This window comes from Agrobacterium radiobacter (assembly GCF_040801995.1).
GTDB lineage: Bacteria > Pseudomonadota > Alphaproteobacteria > Rhizobiales > Rhizobiaceae > Agrobacterium > Agrobacterium radiobacter.
Window position 1 is genome coordinate 753,550 of sequence record NZ_JBEGHX010000001.1, and the last position, 22,418, is coordinate 775,967.

Sequence of the window (22,418 nt, forward strand, 5' to 3'; positions counted from 1 at the left end):
CTGTTTTTGCCGCATTACCTGCGCAAAAAGCGCTGACAACGCCGAACTGAAAAGGACCGACGGTGAGCGACACGAACCAGAACAGCCAGGGACCATACGGACAGAACGGCGCGGGCGAAGGTAATCGCGGCCCGATCATTCCGAAATCCCCGACGGAAGCCTTGCGGCCGGAAAAAGTACCGGCGCCGCCCAAGCGCTCCCGTAAGGCCCATGGCCAGCTTGTAATCTTTCTGAATTTTCTGATGACGCTTGCAGTCGCGGTCTGTGTGCTGGCCATTGCCGCTTTCTATTACATGATCAATGCGTTCCAGGAGCCCGGTCCGCTTCAGACGAACACCCATTTCACGGTGCGCAATGGTGCCGGCATCATCGAGATCGCCAATAATCTCGAGCGCAACGACGTCGTCTCCAACGCCCGCGTCTTCCGTCTGATGACCGGCAGCTACCTGCAAAAGGACCAGACGCTGAAGGCTGGCGAATACGAGATCAAGGCCGGCGCGTCGATGAAGGACATCATGATGTTGCTGGAGTCCGGCAAGTCGATCCTTTATTCCGTGTCGCTGCCGGAAGGCCTGACCGTGAAGCAGATGTTCGCGCGCCTTGGAGCAGACGAAGTGCTGGACGGCGAATTGCCCTCGGCCCTGCCGCCGGAAGGCAGCTTGCGCCCCGATACCTATCGCTTTACCCGCGGCACCAAGCGCGAAGAAATCATCAACCAGATGAGTGCGGCGCAGGACAAGCTGATCGACATGATCTGGGAGCGGCGCGATCCTGACCTGCCGATCAAGACCATCGAGGAATTTGTGACGCTTGCCTCGATCGTCGAGAAGGAAACCGGCAAGGATGACGAGCGCGCCCATGTTGCTTCCGTTTTCTACAACCGCCTGAAGAAGGGCATGCGCCTGCAATCCGACCCGACGATCATCTACGGTCTGTTCGGTGGCGATGGCAAACCGTCCGATCGCCCGATTTACCAGTCTGACCTGCAGAAGCAGACGCCGTTCAACACCTATGTCATCAAGGGCCTGCCGCCGTCTCCTATCGCCAATCCGGGCCGGGCGGCGCTTGAGGCCGTTGCCAATCCCTGGCGCACGGATGACCTTTATTTCGTTGCCGATGGCACCGGCGGCCACGTCTTTGCCAAGACGCTGGAAGAGCACAACGCCAATGTGCGCCGCTGGCGCAAGATCGAGGCTGAGAAGGCTGCTTCCGGCGCCAATCCCGATGTTGTCGTGGATGGTCAGCCGGGTGGGGCCGAGGCGGAAAAACCCGCCAACAACTGATAATCTCGACCGGGCCCTGTGATCCACAGGGCCCGGTTTTGTACGGCATGACGGGGGGCTTCCAGATATGACATTGCAATCGATGACCGGCTTTGCGCGCAGCGAAGGAACCTCCGGCCGTTACCGCTGGGCGTGGGAATTGCGGTCCGTGAACGGCAAGGGGCTCGATGTACGCCTGCGTCTGCCGACCGGTCTTGAAGCGCTGGAAACCGCCTTGCGGGAAATCGCGGGCGAGCATCTTTCCCGCGGCAATATTCAGGCTGGGCTTACGCTCGCCATTGCGGAAAACCGGCTTGAGGCCGTGATCAACCGCGATGCGCTCGCTGCGGTTCTGGCACTTAAGAAGGAGCTTGGTGATGTCGTTGAAGACAAGCCGCTGAGCTTCGATACGTTGCTTACACTGCGGGGTCTCGTCGATTTTCGCGAGGCGGAAGACGATGCTGAAGCGCAGGCCACACGTAATAGCGATGTGCTGGCCGGTTTTGCGGTTGCCGTCGAGAAGCTGAAGGACATGCGCGAGCGGGAAGGGGCGTCGCTGTTCGCCATCCTGTCCGGCCATATCAACCGCATAGAGCAGCTTGTGGACATCATCGAGAATGATCCGTCCCGTCAGCCGGAACAGATCGCGGCAAGACTTGCCCAGCAGATCTCGCTCATCGGCGATGGCCTGCACGGGCTCGACCGCGACCGCCTGCATGCCGAGGCGGCGCTGATTGCCACCAAGGCGGATTTGCGCGAAGAGATCGACCGGTTGCACGCCCATGTTCAGGCTTCCCGGGAACTGCTGACCAATGGCGGGCCGGTAGGGCGCAAGCTCGATTTTCTTGCACAGGAATTTAACCGCGAGTCGAATACAATCTGTTCCAAATCGAATGCGAGTGCGGTAACCGCAGCAGGCATAGAGCTGAAAGTGGTGATCGACCAGTTTCGCGAACAGGTCCAAAATCTGGAGTAGACCCCATGGTCCCGGTGAATAATTCTCCCGTCACGATTGCCCGCCGAGGGCTGATGCTGGTGATTTCTTCGCCATCAGGCGCGGGCAAATCCACGATTGCCCGCAACCTGCTCGACAAGGACAAGAATATCGGCCTGTCCGTCAGCGTTACGACGCGCCCGCGCCGCCAGAGCGAGATTGACGGTATCCACTACCATTTCATTTCCAAGCGCGATTTCGAGCGTCTGCGGGACAGCGATGCGCTGCTGGAATGGGCGGAAGTTCACGGCAATTTCTACGGCACGCCGCGCGGGCCGGTGGAAGATGCCATGGCCGCCGGTCGCGATATGCTGTTCGATATCGACTGGCAGGGCGCCGAGCAGCTGCAGGACAAGATGAAAGCCGACGTCGTTTCGATCTTCATCCTGCCGCCGACCATGACCGAACTTCAATCGCGCCTGCATCGCCGCGCCGAAGACACCGAAGAGGTCATCAAGACCCGGCTCCTCAATTCCCGTGCCGAAATCGAGCACTGGCGCGATTATGACTATGTCATCCTCAATGACGACCTGCAGGCCGCCTTCGAGGCTGTCGAAGCAATCGTGAAGGCCGAACGCGTCCGCCGTGACCGCCGCCACGGCATGTTCGATTTCGTGCGGGCGCTGCTTGAGGAAGAACCGAAGCTTTAAGCGCTTCCGGTAAGCTAACTCATCCGCCGGGATGGGAAGAACCCATCGCCCGGGCAGTATGGGATAATTTGTTAGGCCTGTTCCAGTTAGCTGCGCCCAAAAGCAAGATCGAAGCCCGTCAGGTTTCTGATTGCAGCACCGATCACACCAAAAACCGCGTTCAGAACTGTCTGGACGGTCTCGTAAACGAGGAACTCAGAATAAAGCAGCACGCTGCTGAGGGCCAGTTCCTGTGTGTGCATGGCCATATCCGCGTGCTCTCTGGAAATCGTACCGTTCTTGAGGCCTGCCTGCGTTAGCCATGCCTTTTGCGCAATCGACTTAATATGAACGGCAATTTCATTTTTGACTTCATTGAAGTGCGAAATGAGAACCGCTGAAACCTGCTGCAGAATGCCCTTATAGAGTTCCGACGCATCTTTCGGTTCAAATTTATCCAGATCTAGTGCCTTTGCCATGTGAACCTCACTTCAACCGGGCTTCAAACAACTTCGGAACGCTACAGGCTTCCTTCGTGGCGAATGTGGACGCGGTCTCAACGTTAAAGGGTGCTTTTCGATGAGCAGCCAACTGTGTCATCAGCGCCTCCTGGCAGATCAGCAGTGCTTTGTGAATAATCTGGGCGGGTCTACCGGAAACGCGGTTGCGAAGGTAAGTTGCGCGGCCTTCGGCAATATAAATTGCCGAACGTACATTTGATACTGCGTCGACGTATATGCCTTCGACCTTGGAGAACGGTGTTTTATCTTCGTAAACAGCAGATACTGCGGCATCAATCTTATCGATATTGTTGTTTAGCGCCTCAACGTGCTTCATCAGCGCTTCATCGAAAGTAGGTGTCACGCTAACACATGAGGAAAGCGTGAATAGCGAGATGGCCAAAACATAACTTATCTTCACGCGATCCCCCTGATATTTGAAACTGTGAAGTGGAAAATGTACAATAGGAATGGATATATAATTTACAGTTGTATGTTTGGAGTCAAGCACTGGTTGTGATCGGGCTTGGTGATTGTGATCTGGATCATGTCACTCAAGGTGAAAAGCGGAAAATTTCCCAAATAGGCAGCGCTTTTCATAAGGTTTCTTCCGAACCAGCCACGTTAACAGAGGTGGTCGTGTCACCGGTTTCCCGTGGCGCGTGATCGTCGAAAATTCATCATCGGAAATTTATAGGTCGCGCCACAGATCAAGTTCTGTCGCGGACCTGAAGGGAACCCGTGTCGTCAAGCTTTCGTGTCTGGTCCAGCCTTAGAGGCAGTTCGCCAACGTCACGAATTCCTCCACCGACAGCGTTTCCGCTCGCCGCGTGGGATCGATGCCCGCTTTTTCCAGCAGGGTTTCACCGCCAAGGCTTTTCACGCTCTGACGCAGCATCTTGCGGCGCTGGCCGAAGGCGGCTTCCGTGACCTTTTCAAGCTTGGCAACATCGCAGGGCAATGGCTTGTCCTTCGGCAGCAGGTGCACGACGGTGGAGGTCACTTTTGGCGGCGGGCTGAAGGCCTGTGGCGGGACGTCGAAGGCCATTTCCGCGACCGTGCGCCAGCCGGCGAGAACGCCCAGACGCCCATAATGATTGTCGCCTTCTTCAGCCACGATGCGCTGGCCGACTTCCTTCTGGAACATCAGCGTCATGGAAAGCCAGAAGGGTGGCCATTGTTTCGGCAAAAGCCAGTTGACCAGCAATTGCGTGCCGACATTGTAGGGCAGGTTGGCGATGATGCGCACCGGTTCACCGGCGGGAACCAGAGCCTCGAAATCGGTCTGGAGGGCGTCGCCCTCGATGACCTCGAGCCGCCCGGGATAATGCGCCTCGATTTCTGCCAGCGCCGGCAGGCAGCGGCTGTCGCGTTCGATGGCGATGACCTTTTTCGCCCCGAGCGAGAGAATGGCGCGGGTGAGGCCGCCGGGACCGGGACCGACCTCGATCACCGTCACGCCGTCGAGCGGCCCTGCCGTTCTGGCAATCTTCTGGGTGAGGTTGAGGTCGAACAGGAAGTTCTGACCGAGCGATTTTTTCGCGTCGAGCCCGTGGCGCTGGATGACATCGCGCAGTGGCGGTAGTCCGTCGATGGCCGCCATTATGCGCCAACCCGGCTGCGGGTGGAAATCTCCGCCGCCATCTTCAGCGCCGCGACAAGGCTCGCTTCATTGGCAATGCCCTGGCCGGCAATGCCGAAGGCAGTGCCATGGTCCGGCGAGGTGCGGATGAAGGGTAACCCAAGCGTGACATTGACGGAATCGTCAAAGCCGAGCGCCTTGGCCGGGATCAGCGCCTGATCGTGATACATGCACACCGCCACGTCATACCGCTTGCGGGCAGCATCGTGGAACATGGTGTCGGCGGGCAGGGGGCCGAAGGCATCGATCCCGTCCTTCCGCAACCGCATTGTCGCCGGGTGAACGATATCGCGATCCTCGGTGCCGAGTGCGCCATCTTCACCCGCATGTGGGTTGAGGCCGGCAACCGCCAGACGCGGCGCCTCGATGCCGAATTTTTGCCGGAGATCGGCATCGATGATCCGGCAGGTCGTGATGATCAGTTCTTCCGTCAGGGCTGCCGGCACGTCTTTCACGGGGATGTGGATCGTCACCGGGACGACACGGACCTTGGGTCCGGCAATCATCATGACAGGCGTCACCTGTTCGCCGGTCTGGCGCAAGGCGAGATCGGCCAGAAACTCCGTATGACCGGGGAAGCCGAAGCCCGCCTCGTAAAGCACCGATTTCGCGATCGGATTGGTGACAACGGCCGCAGCCTTGCCCTCGACCGTCAGGGAAACGGCGGTCTCGATGGCCTTGATCGTGGCATGGGCCGCGCCGACATGCGGCTGGCCGGCCTGCACTTCGAAGCCGACAGGAAGCGGGAGGATGGGGAAAGCGCGTTCGAACAGGCCGACGGCATTCTCCGCATCGCAGGTCTCGATATTGACCGGAATGCCGATCAGCGCTGCACGGCTCGCCACCACATCGGGGTCGCCGATGAAGATGAAGGGCGGCACGCCGCTCTCCCGGCGCTTTGCCCAGGCGGTGATGGCGATGTCGGGGCCGATACCGGCTGGATCTCCCTGTGTCAGGGCAAGCGGCAGGGATGCATATGTCACGGAAAGACCCGGCTCTTGTATCAATATCAGGTGTTGACGATCTGCGCCTTCTTGCGCAGCTCATCCATATATTTCTTTTCGTTCGGGTTTTCGCCGTCCTTGGCCTTCATCAGGTCTTCGGACTTGAACACCATTTCCGCCGCATAGTCGTCGGAAACCTGACGCTGCTTGCAGATGGCCAGATATTCGACGCCCTTTTCGGTCACGCGCGTTCCGGTGGTGCCGCCTTCCTTGGTCTTTTCCACCAAAGCTTTCCAGTCTTCCGGAAGTTCTGGGGCCAGAATGCGGCCGAGGTCCTTGATCGCCACGTCGCGCATGGTCGCGGCAAAGCTCATGGCCTGGTCGCAGCCGGGGTAACGCTTGCGCGAGGCTTCAGCCTCGGCCTTGCGCTTGCCGGTAATGGCATTACGCTTCGATTCCGGGATGACGAAGATGACCTGCTGCAGGAAATATTCCGTGGTGACGGGCTTGTCGCCGCCGCGTTCCTTCAGGCGGGTCACGAGATCCTGCGTCGACATCTTGCCGCGGGCGCCATAACGGGCGTTGACAAGACGCGGCCAGCTCATCTGAATGGCGATGAAGGACTTGAAATGGTCGGCGCCGACACCCGCGTGCGACAGCACCTTCGTCAGTTGCTGCGGGGTCATCTTGTTGTTGCCGGCAAAGCGTGCGAAGGCCGCATCGACATCGTCGGTGCTGACCGACATTTTCACGCGGCCGATTTCCTCGCGCTTCAGCGCCTCATCGACAAGCTGCTCACGCGCTTTTTCATTGAGATTACCGGACTGGCGCTGCAGCTTCAGGAAGGCGACGCGCTTGGCGATATCGTCATTGGTGATGGGTGTCTTGTTGACGACAATCTTGACGGTGCTGTCGGCGAAGGCCTGGCCGGCATAGGGCACAATGGCCATGGGAACGGCGAATATCGCAAAGGCGAAAGCAGCGCCACGCAAAGCCGTCTTTCCGAAATTCATCATATCCTTCTCCCTTTCGTCGGGCAGGGTCCTGTTGCCCTGTCCCGCCAATCTGTTCTGCCTGATGAGGGGATTATTGAACTCTCCCGCTTTTCAGACCTGCACCTGTGCATCCGCACCGCGAATTTGCCACGTATATATCATCGCGATCCGCAAGACGGCAATGTGTCGGTTTGTTGAAAGAAAACCCGATAGGTTCCATGCGCGGCCGACATTGGCGTGTTGTTGCGGCGAAACCGTGGCTTTACTGGCCAAATGGTAAAAAGGCAGGCCACGATGCTGCGTAACCTGCCTCTAAACTCAGTAGTTGTTTGGCTTCCAGCCGATATCCATGTCGTTCCAGTCCTCGTTTGCTGAACCGATGCTGATATCGCCGAGCGTCCGGAAGGCCAGACGGGCATTGATCGACCAGTCATTGGCGGCCTGGCGGCTGGAATTGATATTGCCTTCGTCGGAATAGCTGACCGTCAAGATCGTGCATTCATCCTGATAGGCAATGCCGATACGGCGCTCGGCAGCAAATTTTCCGTTCAGATCGTAGTTGATCGAGCCAAACAGCGACCAATTGTCGTCCATACGCAGCGTACCGGAGGCCTGAATGATATCGCGGTCTTCGTTATAGCCATATTTCGGCTGCGCCTTGACCTGCGTATAGCTGAGCTTGCCGGTGAGGCGGCGGTCCGAATAGCTGATGCCGGTTTCCGACCGGTTGATGTCTAGATCGTCCTTGTCGAGACGCAGGCTCGACGACAGCGAAAGACCGATCGGCGCATCGAAAGCAGCCATGGCGACGTAATCCGAACGGTCGGATTCGAGGCCGGAATTGGCGCCTGCATTGACGAGATCGTAGGAGGCGAAGGAATTGTCGCCCGCCAGATGGAAAGACTGGCCGGCGATGGCACGAACGCCGTAGCCGTTGTCGAAGGTACCGTTATAGCGGAAGCCGATATTGGCGCGCGTGCCGCCTTCGATGCGGTCGAAGCCGGAGAATTTGTCGCGTTCGAACAGATTGGTCGCGTCGAATACGAATGCCTGTGCGTCCTCGTTTGGAAGGCGGCCGGCATATTGTTCGTTCGGGCGCACGAAAATCTGCGCAATGGGTTCAATCACGTGGCTGCTGTTGAGTGCCGTGAACAGCCAGGGATAACGCACTTCCAGGCCGCCGGTGACCATGCCGCGGAAAGCCGCACCGTCATTCATCATGCCCTCATAGGCATAGGAGGTGCCGCCCGAGGTGAAGGCCGCGGGAGACATATCCGTCCAGAGCGCGTCACCGCGTGCAGCGAGGATCGGCGTGATCTGCAGGCCGCTGTCCATCGTGAAGGTGCGTTTCCACTCGGCTTCGGTGGAAAGGCGCGTATAGTCGCCTTCAAGCCCGCTGAAGCGCGGATAGCCGCCAAGCGCGTAGGCATCCTGCTTCAGGCGCGTGATGCTCGTCAGGTTGGTGGTCAGCGAAAGCTCGCCGCCATAGATCGGATCCGGCACGAAATAACGATAGTCGACAACCGGATGGACGATGGCCTGCTTGCGTTCCTTGGATTCGGTATTGTCCGTGTCCTGAACGTTGAAATAATAACCACGGGCTTCGAAGCTGTTACGCTCGCTCGCGCCGGTCAGGTAGATCTGGTTGGTCTGAACGTCGTTTTTATAACCCTTCAGCCCATAGGTGCGCGAAAAGTTATTGTCGGTCTGCACCATGGCATCCCAGCCGAACGCCCAGCGCGGGTTGATCGAGAAATCACCCTTGCTTGCGATCATGCCACGATTGTCGTTGAGCGCATCGCTGGTGCCGGCCGTGAAGGTATCGGACTTCTGCTGGCTGATGCCGGCGATCGTGACCGTATGCATACCGGTTTCGAAGCGCTGGCGCAGTTCCGCCTGCAGCAGCAGACCCTGCGTCGTGTAATAGGTCGGCGTAACGGTCACGTCCGAGGTGTCGGACAGAACGTGGAAATAGGGGACGCCGATGCCGAAACCGAGATTGTCGGTAATGCTCATCTGCGGGAACAGGAAGCCCGATTTGCGCTTCACTGTATTGTCCGGAACCGTGAGGAACGGCAGATAGGCGATCGAATGGCCGAAAAGCTGCAGACGGGCCTTTTCCAGCCGGATCGTATGGGTCTTGCCGTCCTGAACGACGCGTTCCGCCTTGACCTGCCACAGAGGCGCCTTTTCGGGCCGCTCGGCGCAGGGCAGACACGCGGTGTAGACGCCGTTGTTGAGGACCATCAGGTCGCCTTCGAGACGCTCGGCGCTTTCACCCGCGATACGGGTATTGTCCGTGGTCTCGACGCGCAGGGCATTAACGAAGCCCTGACCGAAATCGTCGGTGACGTCCATCTCGTCGGCATAGATCTTGTTGCCGCCCGGCTCGATCAGCTCGATGTTGCCATGGGCAATCACGCGGCCGGTCTGCTGGTTATATTCCACTTGCTGGGCCACCATGCGGTAGCCCGAATATTTCATGCGAACGACGCCCTTCGCGATGACGCGCTGGGAATCGCGATTATAGGTCAGTTCATTTGCTGTAAGCAGGAGTTTCGAATCGTCTTGGCTTGCCGACGCAAGCAAACCATCCTGGCCGAAAGCGACCGGGCTGGATGCCAAATACGCGCACACAGCGGCACCTGTCAGAAGGGCCGTCCAAAGCCGCCTGATATTCCCGCGGTCATATACCGCCACTTAGCCGTCCTCCTGATGAAGCAGAATGGTTGCCCCCAAAGCCAACGCCACGACGACTGGAACCCAGACCGCGACGGTGGGAGGGACAACACCACCACTCCCGAATGCCCTTACGAGCACGGTTACTACATAAAGCACGAAGCCGGAAACGATTCCACCCAGAATCACGGAGCGCGACTGGGCGAAGCGGCTGAACTTTAATGAAACGGTCGCGGCGATCAAGGTCATCGCAACCAGAAGCAGGGGCGTCGATAGCAGGAAATGATACTGCGTCTCAAGCGCCTTTGAAGATAGTCCAAAGGACTTTGCAACTTCGATCTTGTGAGAAAGGTCAAAGAAAGCAACGGTTTCCGTCTGCGTCATGCGCTCCTGGACGAATTCCCGTCTCAGATTGGTACTGATCCGCGTGCTCTCTTGCCGAACTGGCACATGTCCTGCACGTGTTTCCGAAACGCCGTTAAGAAGCCAGTAACCATCTTCCAATTTAGCCGACTTCGCATCCTGCCGCGAGACGATGTTTCCGTCCTTGTCGAGGTGGATCAGAACCACATCGAGAAGCATCGTTCCGTTGTCCTCGAAGCTCTTGGCGCCGATGATCGTATCCTGGCCACCACTTGTCTGGCGCATCCACGGAATGATCTCCTGCTGACGGCCGCCGCCTGCTTCATTGCGCAGACCGGCTTCCATCGCCAGCGACTTGTTCTGGCCCCATGCCGCGATGGGGTTCAGAATGATGACGGACAGGATGCCGATGAAAACCGCGCCGAGCACGAAGGGAAGGATGAATTGCCAGGCGGAAATGCCGGCAGCGCGCGTCACCACCAGCTCGTAGCGCCGGTTGAGCGAGATCAGCGTCGTCATGCCGACGAAGAGGGCGATGAAGGGAACGGTCTGCTGCAGGATCAGCGGCAGGCGAAGCGCCGTCAGGCCAAGGGCGGCCGGAACGGAATAGCCGGGCAGGCCGGACATGCGCCGTGCCGTCTCGCTGAAATCGGCAAGGTAAATGATCGAGGACACGCCGAGCACGAACCAGATGGCGGTGATCAGATAGCGTTTCAGGAAATACCGGGAGAGCGTGTTGAAAATCATGCGTTGCCGCTCCCAGAGCTTTTCGCCATCCGGCTGGAGAAGAGACGGCGCAGACGACCCATCGCATCGGCGATGACCTTCGGCATTTTCGGCTTGCGACCGGTCAGCAGAATGAAGGCGGCAGCGGCGCCGCTGAGGCCCGGAACGGCATAGACCAGCGGAATGAAGGCCGCGCTCTGCTTGATCTGATTGGTGACATAAAAACCAAGCCACCGCAGTATGAAGGCCGTCACCAGTGCAGCGACCATCGGATGCATGCGCGCCTCGCGATGTGAACGGGCGTCAGCGGCGATGACCAGTGAAATCAGCGCGAAGGAGAAGGCAAACATCCAGTCCGACAGGCGCTTGTGCAACTCGCTGCGGAAATTCTCCGGCGAGCGCTTGTAGCTTGCATTGTTCTCGTCAGGCGAGAGAAGGAAACCGAGGCTGGCGTCTCCGGGAGAAAGCGACGGCTCCGAATCCTGCTTTTCCGACATGGTCGAAAGATCGAAGGCATAGGACAGGAACTTGACGATCGAGACCTTGCCGTCGGGCGTCTTCTGCTGCACTTCGCCGTCGCGCATGGTCAGCGAGGTGCCGCTTTCGTCGATCATGCCTTCCTTGGCATAATAGATGAGGTCGAAATTCGGATCGCGGCGGTCGGCGACGAACAGGCCCTTGAGAATACGGCCCTGCCGCTGCGCAATCTGCACATAGAGACCATCCTGAATGGTACGGAAGGTCTTTTCCTCGATCACCGAAGACAGAAGGTCGGCATAGGCGGCGGCCACCATCTGCCGGGCGGAGCTGCGGGCCGGCGGCTCGATGAAATTGGTGATGGTGAAGGAAAGGGCGCTCAGAACGGCGGCCAGAATGAGAACCGGGCGATACATCACCGAACGCGGCGATCCGGCCGCATCGATGATGGCAAGCTCGGAATCATTGTTCATCGTCGTGAAGATCTGGGTGATGCCGATGACAAGTGCGAAAGGCAGCACGACGGGAATGAGCGTCGGCAGGATCATCGTCGCGAGCGCCATGAAGGAACCCATCGACTGGCCCGTATCTGTCACGAGATTGATTCTCTGGAGAACCTGGATGGTCCAGATGATGGCCAGCACCGGCAGCAGCGCGACCAGAAACATCTGCGTTGTCCGCCGCAGGATATAGTTCTCAAGAAGCTTCATACGGCCCTGTTCGACATTGTTTTTTCGTGCGATCGCTCGCCGAATTTCCGCTTATCTAATCGCATCGTTTGCAATTGGCTATTCCGGCATGCTCACAAATATGTTTTGCGCGACGATTTTTCCGTCGCCTGTGTCTTTTTGTGGAACAAGCTGTCGGTTTCATGACGTGATTTCGCATTCCACAAAAATGCCTTTCCTTTAACGACCGTAGGCCTTTAAAGAATGCGGGGTTGCGCCCCGGGCCGAAAAGGCCATGATCATGCGCATCGTGCAAGTCGTCCAAGAAGAGCAGGAAAACATGTCCGCTAAATTCGATATTTCTTTCGCCAATTCCGCCTCGCTGGAAAATGCCCTGGCCGTTGTGCTGCAAGCCTCGGGTGAGGCGCAGGCCGTCGCCGGTGCTTCCGAGGCCGACCCGGGCGGCGTGATCGAGAGGGCGGCGAAGATTTCGGGCTTTTCCGCAAAGTCCATGACGACGCTCGACGTGATCGCGCCACAGGGTTCCGCCGCCGACCGGCTGCTCGTCATCGGGCTAGGCAAGCCGTCGAAGCTGATCGCCCATGACTGGCTGCGCGCCGGCGGCACCGCCGCCGCCAATTTCAAGAAGGCGGACAAGGTCGTCATCTATCTCGATGCGCCGGGCGTAGAGGCAGGCGGGCAGGCGGCTGCGGATTTCGCGCTTGGCGTTCTGCTGCGCGCTTACAGCTTCGATGCTTACAAGACCAAGAAAAAGTCCGATGACGAAAAGACGCCGAAGAAGGTCGGTATCGTCATCGTCACGGCTGCGTATCAGGAAGCGGAAAAGGCCTTTACCGTGTCCGAGGCGGTTGCGGGCGGCGTTACTCTGGCGCGCGATCTCGTCAATCTGCCGCCGAACGTTCTCGGCCCGGTCGAATTCGCCGAAAAGGCGGAGGAACTGCGCAAACTCGGCGTCGAGGTGGAAGTTCTCGGCGAGAAAGAGCTAAAGAAGCTTGGCATGAATGCGCTTCTCGGCGTCGCGCAGGGTTCAGCGCGTCCGCCACGGCTTGCGGTGATGCAGTGGAACGGCGGCAACAAGAAAGACGAGCCGATTGCCTTTGTCGGCAAGGGCGTCGTTTTCGATACTGGCGGCATTTCGCTGAAGCCCGGCCTCAATATGGAGGATATGAAGGGTGACATGGGCGGCGCTGCTGCCGTCACCGGCCTGATGCATGTGCTCGCAGCCCGCAAGGCCAAGGCAAATGTGATCGGCGTCATCGGTCTTGTCGAGAACATGCCGGACGGCAACGCCCAGCGCCCTGGCGATATCGTCACCTCCATGTCCGGCCAGACCATCGAGATCATCAATACCGATGCCGAAGGCCGGTTGGTTCTGGCCGATGCGCTCTGGTACACCAAGGATCGCTTCAACCCGAAATTCATGGTGAACCTCGCCACGCTGACGGGCGCCATCACGGTTGCGCTCGGCAATCTGCAGGCCGGCCTTTTCTCCAATGATGACGAGCTTTCAGCGCGTCTTGCGCAGGCGGGCGACGTGACAGCCGAAAAACTGTGGCGCATGCCGCTCGGCAAGGATTACGACAAGATCATCGATTCCAAATTCGCCGACATGAAGAACAGCTCGGGCCGCCTGGCGGGTTCCGTCACCGCCGCGCAGTTCCTCAAGCGTTTTGTGGGTGAAACATCCTGGGCGCATCTCGATATCGCCGGCACCGCAATGGGTTCGCCGCTGACCGAGATCAATCAGTCCTGGGGCTCGGGCTACGGCGTCAGGCTGCTGAACGAACTCGTTCGCGCCCATTACGAAGATTGAAACGAGTGGGGCGGCACGTCTGCGGATGACTGAAATTCTGTTTTACCATCTGACGGAATCGAAGCTGGAGGACGCGTTGCCGCCTTTGCTCGAGAAATCGCTGGAGCGCGGCTGGAAGGTCGCGATCCAGACGGCGGGCGAGGAGCGCCGTGATTTCCTCGACACACATCTGTGGACCTTTCGTGACGACAGCTTCCTGCCGCACGCCACCGATACTTCGCCCGCACCGCAAAGTCAGCCGATTCTCCTGACGGCGTCGGACGAAAATGCCAACGCGGCGAGTGTCCGCTTTGTCGTTGATGGCGCAGAGCCGCCAGCGGTGGAAGCCTATGAGCGTATCGTGTTCATGTTCGACGGATACGATGCCTACCAGCTTGAAATGGCGCGAAATCACTGGAAGAGGCTGAAAACAGAGGGGCATTCTCTGACTTACTGGCAGCAGTCCCCTGAAGGCCGCTGGCAGAAGAAGGCCTGATCGCACAGCAGGTTTGTAACCCCACGATTGGTTCCATACGCAAACAGACCGGCAAAATTTCGCATGTGGCGTCAATTGCCGGTTTTTGCATTATGCGCCGAAAGGAAAGCCGCGAAACAGACGCGGCTTTCATGGTGTGGTCTTTTCATCCGGTCAAAGGCGGGTGCCGCGGACGAAACAGCAGAGGGACATGAGCATGGGGCAGGCAATTTCACGACCGGACGGGGAAATGGAGCGTCTGGTCGCGGTGCGGTCGATCATGTCCTTCAAGAATGCCGACATGCCGGAACTGAAAGTGCTGTCGCAATTGGGGCAGGGCGTTTTCGGCGTGCCACGGGCGGCCGTCCACATCGTTGACGAGGATTGGCTTCATATCGCGGAACAGGCGGGTATGGAGCTTTCAGAATGCTCGCGTGACCTGTCGATCTGCAGCCGCGTCATCACCAAGAGGGATGTGGTGACCATCTCCGATCTGACCGAGCATCCGGATTTCCGTTTCATGCCCTATGTAAAGGGCGGTCCCGGGTTGCGTTCCTATGCCGGTGCGCCGATCGAGCTGGAGCCGGGCCTCGTCGTTGGCGCCTTCTGCCTGGTCGATACGGTACCGCGGAAATTCTCTCGTACGGAAATCGACAGCTTAAGACGTTTTGCATTGTTGGCCGCCGCGCTTCTGCGGCTCCAGAAAGCCAATTTCACCATGAGTCTTGCCGAACGCGAGCTGCGCGACGCGGCGATGACCGATCCGCTGACCGGTTTTTATAATCGCAAGGCTCTGGAGGCGATCGTCGATAGCCAGCTCGGCGCGGCCCTCGGTGCAAACGAGGCCTTCGGTGTCCTCTATCTCGATCTTGATGGTTTCAAGACCATCAACGATACGTTCGGCCACCCGGCGGGAGACCGAGTTCTGACCGAAGCTGCGGGGCGCATTCGCAAAACGGTCCGCAGCGAGGATATCGTCGTGCGTATGGGCGGCGACGAATTCGCGATTTTCATGCCCCGGCCGAGCGCCTCCGAGGTGCTGAACGGATTGGCGGACCAGTTGCTTGCCGCCTTCCGCAAACCTTTTGATGTCAATGGGAACGAGGTGGGCGCCCGCCTCAGCATAGGCGGCGCACTGGCCCCGCAGGCGGGAGCAGACCGCGCGACGCTGCTGCAGAGCGTCGACGAAGCGCTGTATCAGGCCAAAAAATCAGGGCGCGACCGTTTCGTCAGCCGCGCCCTCTAAGGCATTGTCCTTCGGGAAGCGTTTCCGCTTCTCAGTCGTAGAAGGAATCCACGAATTTGTGGCGGCCGAGCAGGAAGGCGTCGGCCACGTGGGTCAGTGGCGCGAGATCGACGTCGGAGCGGCCTGCCTTGATGATCTCGGAGAAACGCTCGTAAAGGGCCGGATATTCCCGCTCCGGCTCGGACAGTTTTTCTTCGCCGTTGATCGAGAGCTTCGCGCCCCCCTCCGAAAGCACCATTCGTCCCGCTGCCGTCTCGGCGACGATATCCCAGCTCTGCTTGCCGGTTTGGCGCCAGTCGAATTCCGCATGGACGGGCGTTTGCGTCACGTCGGAAAAATGCAGGTCGGCGGCGATCGGCGCGTCGCGGTTTTCCGGGAATTCGAGCGTCGCCTTGGTCAGGAACAGCGCGTGCGGCAGGATATGTGTGATGATCGAAAGCGCGTTGATGCCGGGATCGAACACGCCGAGACCGCCCGCCTGCCAAATCCAGGCCTGGTTGGGATGCCAGTGGCGCACATCCTCTTTCCAGATGACATGAACGCTGTCGATCTTCGTCGAGGCCAGAAACGCCTTCGCAGCCTCGACCGCCGGCGCATAACGCGAATGCCAGCTTGCAAACAGCGACAGGCCCTTTGAATCCGCAAGCCGCACGAGATCCTGCACTTCCGAAAGAGTGGCGCCGGGCGGCTTTTCGAGAAAGACGTGCTTGCCGGCATTCAGCGCCGCATAGGCGGCCTCGTAACGATATTGCGGCGGCATGCACAGCGATACCGCATCGATAGCAGGCACAGCCTCCAGCATGGCCTCGATGGTGCCATAGGAAGCGACGCCGTCCACCGTGCCATGACGGCTCGCGGTGCAGATCAATTCAAAATCCGGATTACCTGCGATGGCGGGAAGATGCTGGTCACGAACGATTTTGCCGACGCCGACGATGGCAAGCTTGGTGGCTGACATGAAGTGGAACCCGTGTGAGTGCTGCATGGGATAAAGTGTGATTTTTACAAGTTTTTAACAGAAACGCTCGAAGGAGCAAGGTGATCGTTTCCGTCCGGCGCGTCTTTTTTCAAGTTGTAACTTCATAACAATTTTTCGGTATGGGCATTCTTTTGTTGTGTAATATTTGAGATTAAAAAATATTATTTTGAGTTTTTAGTGTTATTTTTTTATCAGTCAGCGGTTTTAATGTTGATTTTTTCAGGTATATTCCATGGATGTTAGCGGTAATTTTATATTTCACTTGAATAGATTTTCTGAATAGCAGGTGTGTGTTGGTTTTACTTAGAGATGACCGTTTGTCTGGCTTCGTTCAGAAAGTCAACGAAAACAGCCGGCAATTCAATACATATGGATTGATTTTCGGCGTCACCCTCTACAATCTCTACGTGCTTGTGGACATAAGTCTGGTGCCGGAGATCATCTGGCTGGATCTTACAGTCCGCCTGTTTATCATCACGCCGCTTCTGTTTCTTTATTTTCCCGCGCGCTATTATGCGATCAGTGTGCGGCCGGATGCGGTGGTGCATGAGGTGCTTCACGGGCTGGGCTGCATGATGGTCGTCGCCTCGATCATGTTCATCTATGCCAATGCGCAGACGTCATCGGCCAGCGAATATTACATGGGGATCGTCACCGTCGTCCTCTATATGAATACGATACATCGCAAACCGTTTCCGCTTGCGGTCATGGGCACGGTCGGCTGCATGGCGGTTTTCATCATCGGCATGGAATATGTCACCGTGACGAGCGAGGTGGCCAAGCTCCCCGCGATCATGTGTTCCGTCGGAATCAGCGCCGTCTCACTGTTTGCGGCCTATCGTATCGAGCAGGTGGAAAGACGGGACTATCTGGCGTCGCTGCGCGAGAAGACGTTGCTGCAGCGGATTCAAAACGCAAATCACGAGCTTCAGCAGCTTTCCAATACCGACCAGCTCACCGGCATCCGCAATCGCCGCAGCTTTGACGAGGCGGCGAACGAGGCTTCGGGCGGCAACGGCAGGCCGCGGGCGCTCATCCTTCTCGATGTCGATTATTTCAAGAACTACAATGACTCAGAAGGCCATGTGGCCGGCGATGATTGCCTGCGCAGGATCGCCGGCAGGCTGCGCAGCGCCCTGCGCAGGGACGATGGCGACAGAAGTTTCGTCGCGCGTTATGGTGGCGAGGAATTTGTGGTTCTGCTCGACAATTGCGTTGTTTCCGCTGCACTCGCCATCGGTGAAAGACTGAGATTGGCTGTGATCGACGAGGCCATACCCCATCTCAACCGCCCCGACGGGCGGGAAATCGTCACCGTCAGCCTCGGCATTGCGGTTTCCGGTGACGGCAGGGAGATCATATACGAGATGGTCAACCGGGCCGACATGGCGCTTTACGAGGCGAAGCGCCAGGGCCGCGACCGGCTGGTGCTGGCCTCGGGGCATATGGGAACGATTGTCGGGCCAGCGGAACTTTACGGCGTCGAAGCCGCAATGTCGGCATAGGGCACTGAAGGCTAGGCGATGTGTTATAAGTTGTGTCCTGCGCGAAGCGGGATCTGTGAAGGCCATGTGCCGGAAATCCGGCCCCAGAACACATAATAACCGGGGAATGCAGATGATGGAATTGATCGCCTCACAAGCGGCAGCATCCGCTGCCGAACTTCCATTCCTCCTGCTTCAGGCGGCCGCCGTCGTTGGCATGGTGTCCGTGTTGATCCTCCTGCGGCGAAATATCGCCCTCGAGGACCCCCGCTATAAAATCTATTATGGCATCGTGTTCGGAATGACGGGCTTTCTGCTGACGCTGCTGGTTTCCGAATTCATCAAGCTGCCTTCCAAACCTTATATCCGCTCCGACCTGCTGTTTCTCGCCGGGGTGCTCGGCTCCTGGCAGGGCGGACTGATCAGCCTCTTCCTCGTGGCGGCCGGGCGTTTTGTGTTCGGTGGTCCCGTGCTGTTTTTTGCGGCCCTGCAGGACATGGTCGTCATTTCGGCCTGCGGCATCATCATGTATGGCTGGATGCGCAAGCGCCGTCTCGCCGACCTTGGAATTCGGGATATCCTCACCGTCTTTGCGGTCAGGTTCATTGCCGTGCTGCTTGCCATCGCGGCCTCATTCGCGCTTGGTCTGGTCGATCAGGCGCTGTTTTTGAGTGCAGTCGGCCGCCGAACCCTCGGCGCGGTCGCCGTCGGTCTGCCGATGATCGTCTGCCTGTTCATCCTTCTGCGCAGCGAGGCGCGGGCGCGGGACGAGGCAAAGAAGCGCGACGTTGCGGCGCGGACCGATTCATTGACCGGCCTGCCCAACAGGCGTGCCCTCAAAGACCACATAGAAACAACGATGCGGCAGGAGCCGGCCGTTCCGCATGCTCTCATTCTCATCGAAATTATCAATATTGCCGATGTCGCCGCCTGCGAGGGCGAGGACTGGAGCGATCTTTTCTGGCCCAGGCTGGCGCGGGAAATCTGCGATACCGAAGACGGTCTGCTGTGCAGGTCCAGCACGCCCTGCAGCTTCATGTTCGGCGATACGACACTTGCAGTCGTCATGCAGGGGGTTTCGCTGGAGAAGTCGGAAAGTGCGAAACTCATGATGCATCTGCATGATGGGTTGAGCACGTTTTGCCGCTCGGCGGAGGCGGGGCCGGTTCCGCATCTCAAAATCGGTGCGGCAAATCTGGACCAGCTTTCCCGGCAAAATGTCGCCTCCTTCCTCAGGCACCTCAGTCTGGCGCTGAAGGGAAGCGATCATCCGGTGCAGATTTTCCCTTTCTCCTTTGCCGAGAAAGCGACACGGGACGAGGCGGTGCGGCAGATGCTGGTCAACTGGGTTAAATCCGGCAGACCGCCCATTTGTTATCAGCCGAAATTCGAAATGCGTGATCGCCGCATGATCGGCGCTGAAGCGCTGCTGCGCGCGGTCGATGCACACGGACAGGCGCTTTCGCCTTATTATGTACTGGAGATCGCCGAACGCCATCGGCTGCTGGTGGAATTCGAATGGTCGACGATCGAAGCCGTCGTGCGCGACCTTCGTGACCTGCACGGCCTTGACGCGGATTTTCATCTGGCCGTGAATATTTCCGCGTCGTCTTTTGCGACTGCGCGTTTCGGAGACCGGGTCGTGACGCTTCTACGCGAAATGGCAGTGCCGACGCATCGCCTCTCGATCGAAGTGACGGAGATGAGCAGGATACCGACCACTGATGTCGTGCAGCAGAATTTCGATGCGCTGGTCGCCGCAGGCGTCCGGCTGGCGCTCGATGATTTCGGCACCGGTTATGCCGCGCTTACTTTGCTGGCGCGGTTCCCTTTCGAAGAGGTCAAGATCGATCACTGGATGACGTCGAGGCTCGACCAATCGCGGTTCAGGGAGGCCATCGCACTCGCTTTCGAGAGCGCCGAGCGCTACGGCGCAAAGCTGGTAACGGAAGGCATCGAAACGGAGGAGCAGAGCCGGCTTCTCATGCAGATGGGCATACGCTTCGGACAGGGTTATCTTTACTCCCCCGCCGTGCCGCTCGCCCGGCTGCAGCCTCGCAGGGCGTGCGCCTGACGCGTGGAGACCGATCGGGGCCCTTGCTGCGGCCAATGGCCATCAAAGGGAATTCGGCGACTGCTGCATTGAATGTTTTCCCGGTCTGTGCTGAGAAACTCCTTTGATGAACGAATGTCATGATCCTTTTTAAAGGTCATGCGGGCGAGCCGATGCTTGAAAACAATGACGCATGGAACGACATGCCCGGAAAGCCGGCTCAGCACTTGCCGAATGAATCGGCCAAGGGCGAGGGTGGCGCCGGCCGCTCGCTTCGCGCGGCCGCCCATGCCGTATCAGGCGACCGGCCTACGGCGGACAATCCGCAGCCGCTTTTAGGATGGCCTTTTCTCAGGTTGTTTCTGGTCTGGGCACTGTTCATGGCGGCCGTTATTTCCGCTTTGGCGGCTTATCAATATGTCAGCCTGCTCGGCGAGCTGGGGCGAGAGAGCGACGCGTTGCAGGCAGAGGCATCCCGCCGGGCCGATCAGCATGATGCCCATGTGACGGCGCTTTCGGCGGTGGCGCAGGCGGAGCAGGGGGCGGATTACGGCCTGCTGCTCGATGTCGCCGCGCCCATTCTGCAATTTTACCCGCGCATCGATGAGGTTCAGCTGGTTTCCCTCAGTGAGGCGGGGCCTGTCATAGGCACCCGATCGCTGGAAAACGAGCTGGCAGCGGCGATCCGCAAGGCGGCATCGGTCTTTACCGGCCGGCCCGCCCTGGTGGCGAGCGGTCTCAGGCCCGGCCATTACATGATCGTCAAGCGCAGCCCCAATAACGAGACCGCCTCGAAAGCGCTGGTGCTTGCCGTCGATGCCGCGCGGCTGCTGGCGTCCGATGCTCCGTTCTGGTCGGCGAAACAGGCGGTGATCCGCCTCAAAATGCCTGACGGTACAGTCCTGTTCGGCCCGCCCTCGCTACCGGAAGCACCGCAATATGTCCGGCAACTGAGCAGCGCTACCCAGCCGCTTATGCTCGAAGTCGCGCTCTCGATCACCTGGCGCGATCTTTTACCCGGCCGCGCCCTGTTGGCGGGCATGGCCGGCGCGAGCATCGTTTTCCTGCTCGGCACTGTCATGGCAAGACAGAGGACGCGCATGCGCGCCGCCGAAAGACGGGCCGAACTGAGCGGCATGGAGGCGAGGCTCACCCATGCTTCGCGGGTCAATGCACTCGGAGAAATGGCAAGCGGTCTTGCCCATGAGCTGACCCAGCCTCTGACGGCGATATTGGCACAGGCGCAGGCCGGACGGCGGCTGCTTGCCCGTCAGGATGTCACGGCCCTTTCCGGTGCTCTCGACGATATGATCGATCAGGCGCGATGCGCCGCCAATATGCTCGACCGGTTTCGCAACTGGTCGCTGCCGCACCGCAAGCCGGTGGCGGCGCATGATCTGCGCGCGGCTCTGCGCAATGTCGATGCGCTGCTTGCCGGCGAAGCGGCCCGCCATGAGGCCAGCATCGACATCGCGATGCCCGATGCTCCGCTTTTGGTGCGGGTCGATCCCGTTGAAATAGAACAGGTCATGTTCAATCTGCTGCGCAACGCGCTTGATGCGCTCACTGCCATTGAAGGCAGGCGCGCCATCACCGCCAGATTGAGCCGGAGCGGTGATTTCGCCGTTCTCGAGGTTGCCGATAACGGCCCCGGCGTCGCACCGGGCCTGCGCGACCGGCTGTTTACGCCTTTCGCCACCACGAAAACGAACGGCATGGGTCTGGGACTTGCTCTCAGCCAGCGGCTGGTGGAGCGCGCCGGCGGTGAAATCCTTTATGTCGAGAGTGAGAATGGCGCGCTTTTCCGCGTTGTCCTCCCGGTCACAGCGGAGGCACAGAACCCATGACGCTGCCCGTCTATCTCGTCGATGACGATGACGCCGTGCGCAAGGCGCTGATATTGCTCCTGTCCACCGTCGGCATCAAGGCGAAGGGCTTTGCCGATCCGGTGGTATTTCTCGGCCAGCTATCCGGGCTCGAACCGGGCTGCCTCATCTTCGATATCCGCATGCCTGCTATCACCGGATTGAAGCTGCAGGAGAAGCTGACGGAAGAGGGGATCGACTGGCCTGTCATCATCATTTCCGGTCACGGCAATATCGAAGCCTGCCGCCGGGCCTTTCACAACGGCGCGGTGGATTTTCTCTCCAAGCCCGTGGATGAGCAGGATCTCATCGACGCGATCCAGAAGGCGCATCGGATATTGACCCGCACGCTCGATGCAAAGGCACTGCAGGCGGAGAATATGGCGCTTTTATCGCTGCTGACCGCGCGGGAGCGGGAAATACTCGAACGCATCGCACTTGGGTTTACCACACGCCAGATCGCCGACGGGCTTGGCCTGTCGCCGCGCACGGTGGACAGCCATCGTGCCGCCATCGGCCTCAAGCTCGGCACCACCTCGCAGGCGGAAATGACAAGGCTCTGGCTGGAAGCCGGTGCGGATCGGTAGAACTACCGAGCAGCCGGCAAGTCTTACGGATTCGCGG

At 58.9% G+C, this 22,418-nt stretch carries 19 protein-coding genes; 10 read left to right on the forward strand and 9 right to left on the reverse strand.

Features of this window, described 5'->3' with window-relative positions:
* Positions 1–62 precede the first annotated feature (62 nt).
* The 3 genes from mltG to gmk all read left to right on the forward strand — a co-directional run bounded on the left by mltG (position 63) and on the right by gmk (position 2,906).
* Positions 63–1,283, forward strand: coding sequence for an endolytic transglycosylase MltG (gene mltG / locus MRBLRC7O_RS03755; protein WP_003502086.1), 1,221 nt, complete (start codon positions 63–65; stop codon positions 1,281–1,283).
* 67 nt (positions 1,284–1,350) lie between these two features.
* The gene (locus tag MRBLRC7O_RS03760) at positions 1,351–2,238 is read left to right on the forward strand and encodes a YicC/YloC family endoribonuclease (protein ID WP_020810362.1); all 888 of its coding nucleotides are present in this window, start codon (positions 1,351–1,353) and stop codon (positions 2,236–2,238) included.
* A 5-nt stretch (positions 2,239–2,243) separates the two neighbouring features.
* Complete coding sequence (gene gmk / locus MRBLRC7O_RS03765; protein ID WP_003502089.1) at positions 2,244–2,906, forward strand: guanylate kinase; 663 nt, start codon at positions 2,244–2,246, stop codon at positions 2,904–2,906.
* An 86-nt stretch (positions 2,907–2,992) separates the two neighbouring features.
* On the opposite strand, the gene MRBLRC7O_RS03770 is transcribed toward gmk, so the two are convergent.
* From MRBLRC7O_RS03770 to MRBLRC7O_RS03805, 8 genes are all read right to left on the reverse strand, one after another.
* Positions 2,993–3,364 carry a hypothetical protein gene (locus tag MRBLRC7O_RS03770; RefSeq protein WP_060724031.1) on the reverse strand — a complete coding sequence of 124 codons (372 nt, stop codon included), beginning with the start codon at positions 3,362–3,364 and terminating at the stop codon, positions 2,993–2,995.
* A 7-nt stretch (positions 3,365–3,371) separates the two neighbouring features.
* Entirely contained in the window at positions 3,372–3,806 is a 435-nt protein-coding gene (locus MRBLRC7O_RS03775; RefSeq protein WP_233284488.1) for a hypothetical protein, read from the reverse strand.
* 351 nt (positions 3,807–4,157) lie between these two features.
* Positions 4,158–4,988 (reverse strand): 16S rRNA (adenine(1518)-N(6)/adenine(1519)-N(6))-dimethyltransferase RsmA, encoded by an 831-nt coding sequence (rsmA, locus tag MRBLRC7O_RS03780; protein WP_080866054.1) that lies wholly within the window; start codon positions 4,986–4,988, stop codon positions 4,158–4,160.
* Positions 4,988–6,010, reverse strand: coding sequence for a 4-hydroxythreonine-4-phosphate dehydrogenase PdxA (gene pdxA / locus MRBLRC7O_RS03785; RefSeq protein ID WP_080866564.1), 1,023 nt, complete (start codon positions 6,008–6,010; stop codon positions 4,988–4,990). Before pdxA ends, rsmA begins: the two co-directional genes overlap by 1 nt.
* 26 nt (positions 6,011–6,036) lie before the next feature.
* The gene (locus MRBLRC7O_RS03790; protein ID WP_367727302.1) at positions 6,037–6,987 is read right to left on the reverse strand and encodes a SurA N-terminal domain-containing protein; all 951 of its coding nucleotides are present in this window, start codon (positions 6,985–6,987) and stop codon (positions 6,037–6,039) included.
* 297 nt (positions 6,988–7,284) lie between these two features.
* Positions 7,285–9,666 carry an LPS-assembly protein LptD gene (locus MRBLRC7O_RS03795; protein ID WP_060726131.1) on the reverse strand — a complete coding sequence of 794 codons (2,382 nt, stop codon included), beginning with the start codon at positions 9,664–9,666 and terminating at the stop codon, positions 7,285–7,287.
* Positions 9,667–10,755, reverse strand: a complete 1,089-nt coding sequence (gene lptG / locus MRBLRC7O_RS03800; protein ID WP_003502097.1) for an LPS export ABC transporter permease LptG — start codon at positions 10,753–10,755, stop codon at positions 9,667–9,669.
* Entirely contained in the window at positions 10,752–11,921 is a 1,170-nt protein-coding gene (locus tag MRBLRC7O_RS03805; RefSeq protein WP_003502098.1) for an LptF/LptG family permease, read from the reverse strand. The genes lptG and MRBLRC7O_RS03805 overlap by 4 nt, the downstream gene beginning before the upstream one ends.
* Positions 11,922–12,219: 298 nt before the next feature.
* Between MRBLRC7O_RS03805 and MRBLRC7O_RS03810 the strand changes: the two genes are divergently transcribed.
* The 3 genes from MRBLRC7O_RS03810 (at position 12,220) to MRBLRC7O_RS03820 (ending at position 15,413) form a co-directional block, all read left to right on the forward strand.
* On the forward strand, positions 12,220–13,713 hold the full coding sequence (locus MRBLRC7O_RS03810; protein ID WP_003502100.1) for a leucyl aminopeptidase: 1,494 nt from the start codon (positions 12,220–12,222) through the stop codon (positions 13,711–13,713).
* A 25-nt stretch (positions 13,714–13,738) separates the two neighbouring features.
* Positions 13,739–14,188, forward strand: coding sequence for a DNA polymerase III subunit chi (locus MRBLRC7O_RS03815; protein ID WP_003502102.1), 450 nt, complete (start codon positions 13,739–13,741; stop codon positions 14,186–14,188).
* A gap of 196 nt (positions 14,189–14,384) precedes the next feature.
* Positions 14,385–15,413 (forward strand): sensor domain-containing diguanylate cyclase, encoded by a 1,029-nt coding sequence (locus tag MRBLRC7O_RS03820; protein WP_080866565.1) that lies wholly within the window; start codon positions 14,385–14,387, stop codon positions 15,411–15,413.
* A gap of 31 nt (positions 15,414–15,444) precedes the next feature.
* Here MRBLRC7O_RS03820 and MRBLRC7O_RS03825 read toward each other — a convergent pair whose 3' ends face one another.
* Positions 15,445–16,371, reverse strand: coding sequence for a Gfo/Idh/MocA family protein (locus MRBLRC7O_RS03825; RefSeq protein WP_003502104.1), 927 nt, complete (start codon positions 16,369–16,371; stop codon positions 15,445–15,447).
* A gap of 338 nt (positions 16,372–16,709) precedes the next feature.
* On the opposite strand from MRBLRC7O_RS03825, the gene MRBLRC7O_RS03830 reads away from it, so the two are divergent.
* The 4 genes from MRBLRC7O_RS03830 to MRBLRC7O_RS03845 all read left to right on the forward strand — a co-directional run bounded on the left by MRBLRC7O_RS03830 (position 16,710) and on the right by MRBLRC7O_RS03845 (position 22,381).
* Positions 16,710–17,897 (forward strand): GGDEF domain-containing protein, encoded by a 1,188-nt coding sequence (locus tag MRBLRC7O_RS03830; RefSeq protein ID WP_003502105.1) that lies wholly within the window; start codon positions 16,710–16,712, stop codon positions 17,895–17,897.
* Positions 17,898–18,009: 112 nt separating this feature from the next.
* Positions 18,010–19,950, forward strand: coding sequence for an EAL domain-containing protein (locus MRBLRC7O_RS03835; RefSeq protein ID WP_031234577.1), 1,941 nt, complete (start codon positions 18,010–18,012; stop codon positions 19,948–19,950).
* A gap of 119 nt (positions 19,951–20,069) precedes the next feature.
* A complete protein-coding gene (locus MRBLRC7O_RS03840; RefSeq protein WP_003502107.1) occupies positions 20,070–21,776 on the forward strand; it encodes a sensor histidine kinase in 1,707 nt (568 codons plus the stop codon).
* Positions 21,773–22,381, forward strand: a complete 609-nt coding sequence (locus tag MRBLRC7O_RS03845; RefSeq protein ID WP_003502108.1) for a response regulator transcription factor — start codon at positions 21,773–21,775, stop codon at positions 22,379–22,381. The genes MRBLRC7O_RS03840 and MRBLRC7O_RS03845 overlap by 4 nt, the downstream gene beginning before the upstream one ends.
* Positions 22,382–22,418: the final 37 nt, after the last annotated feature.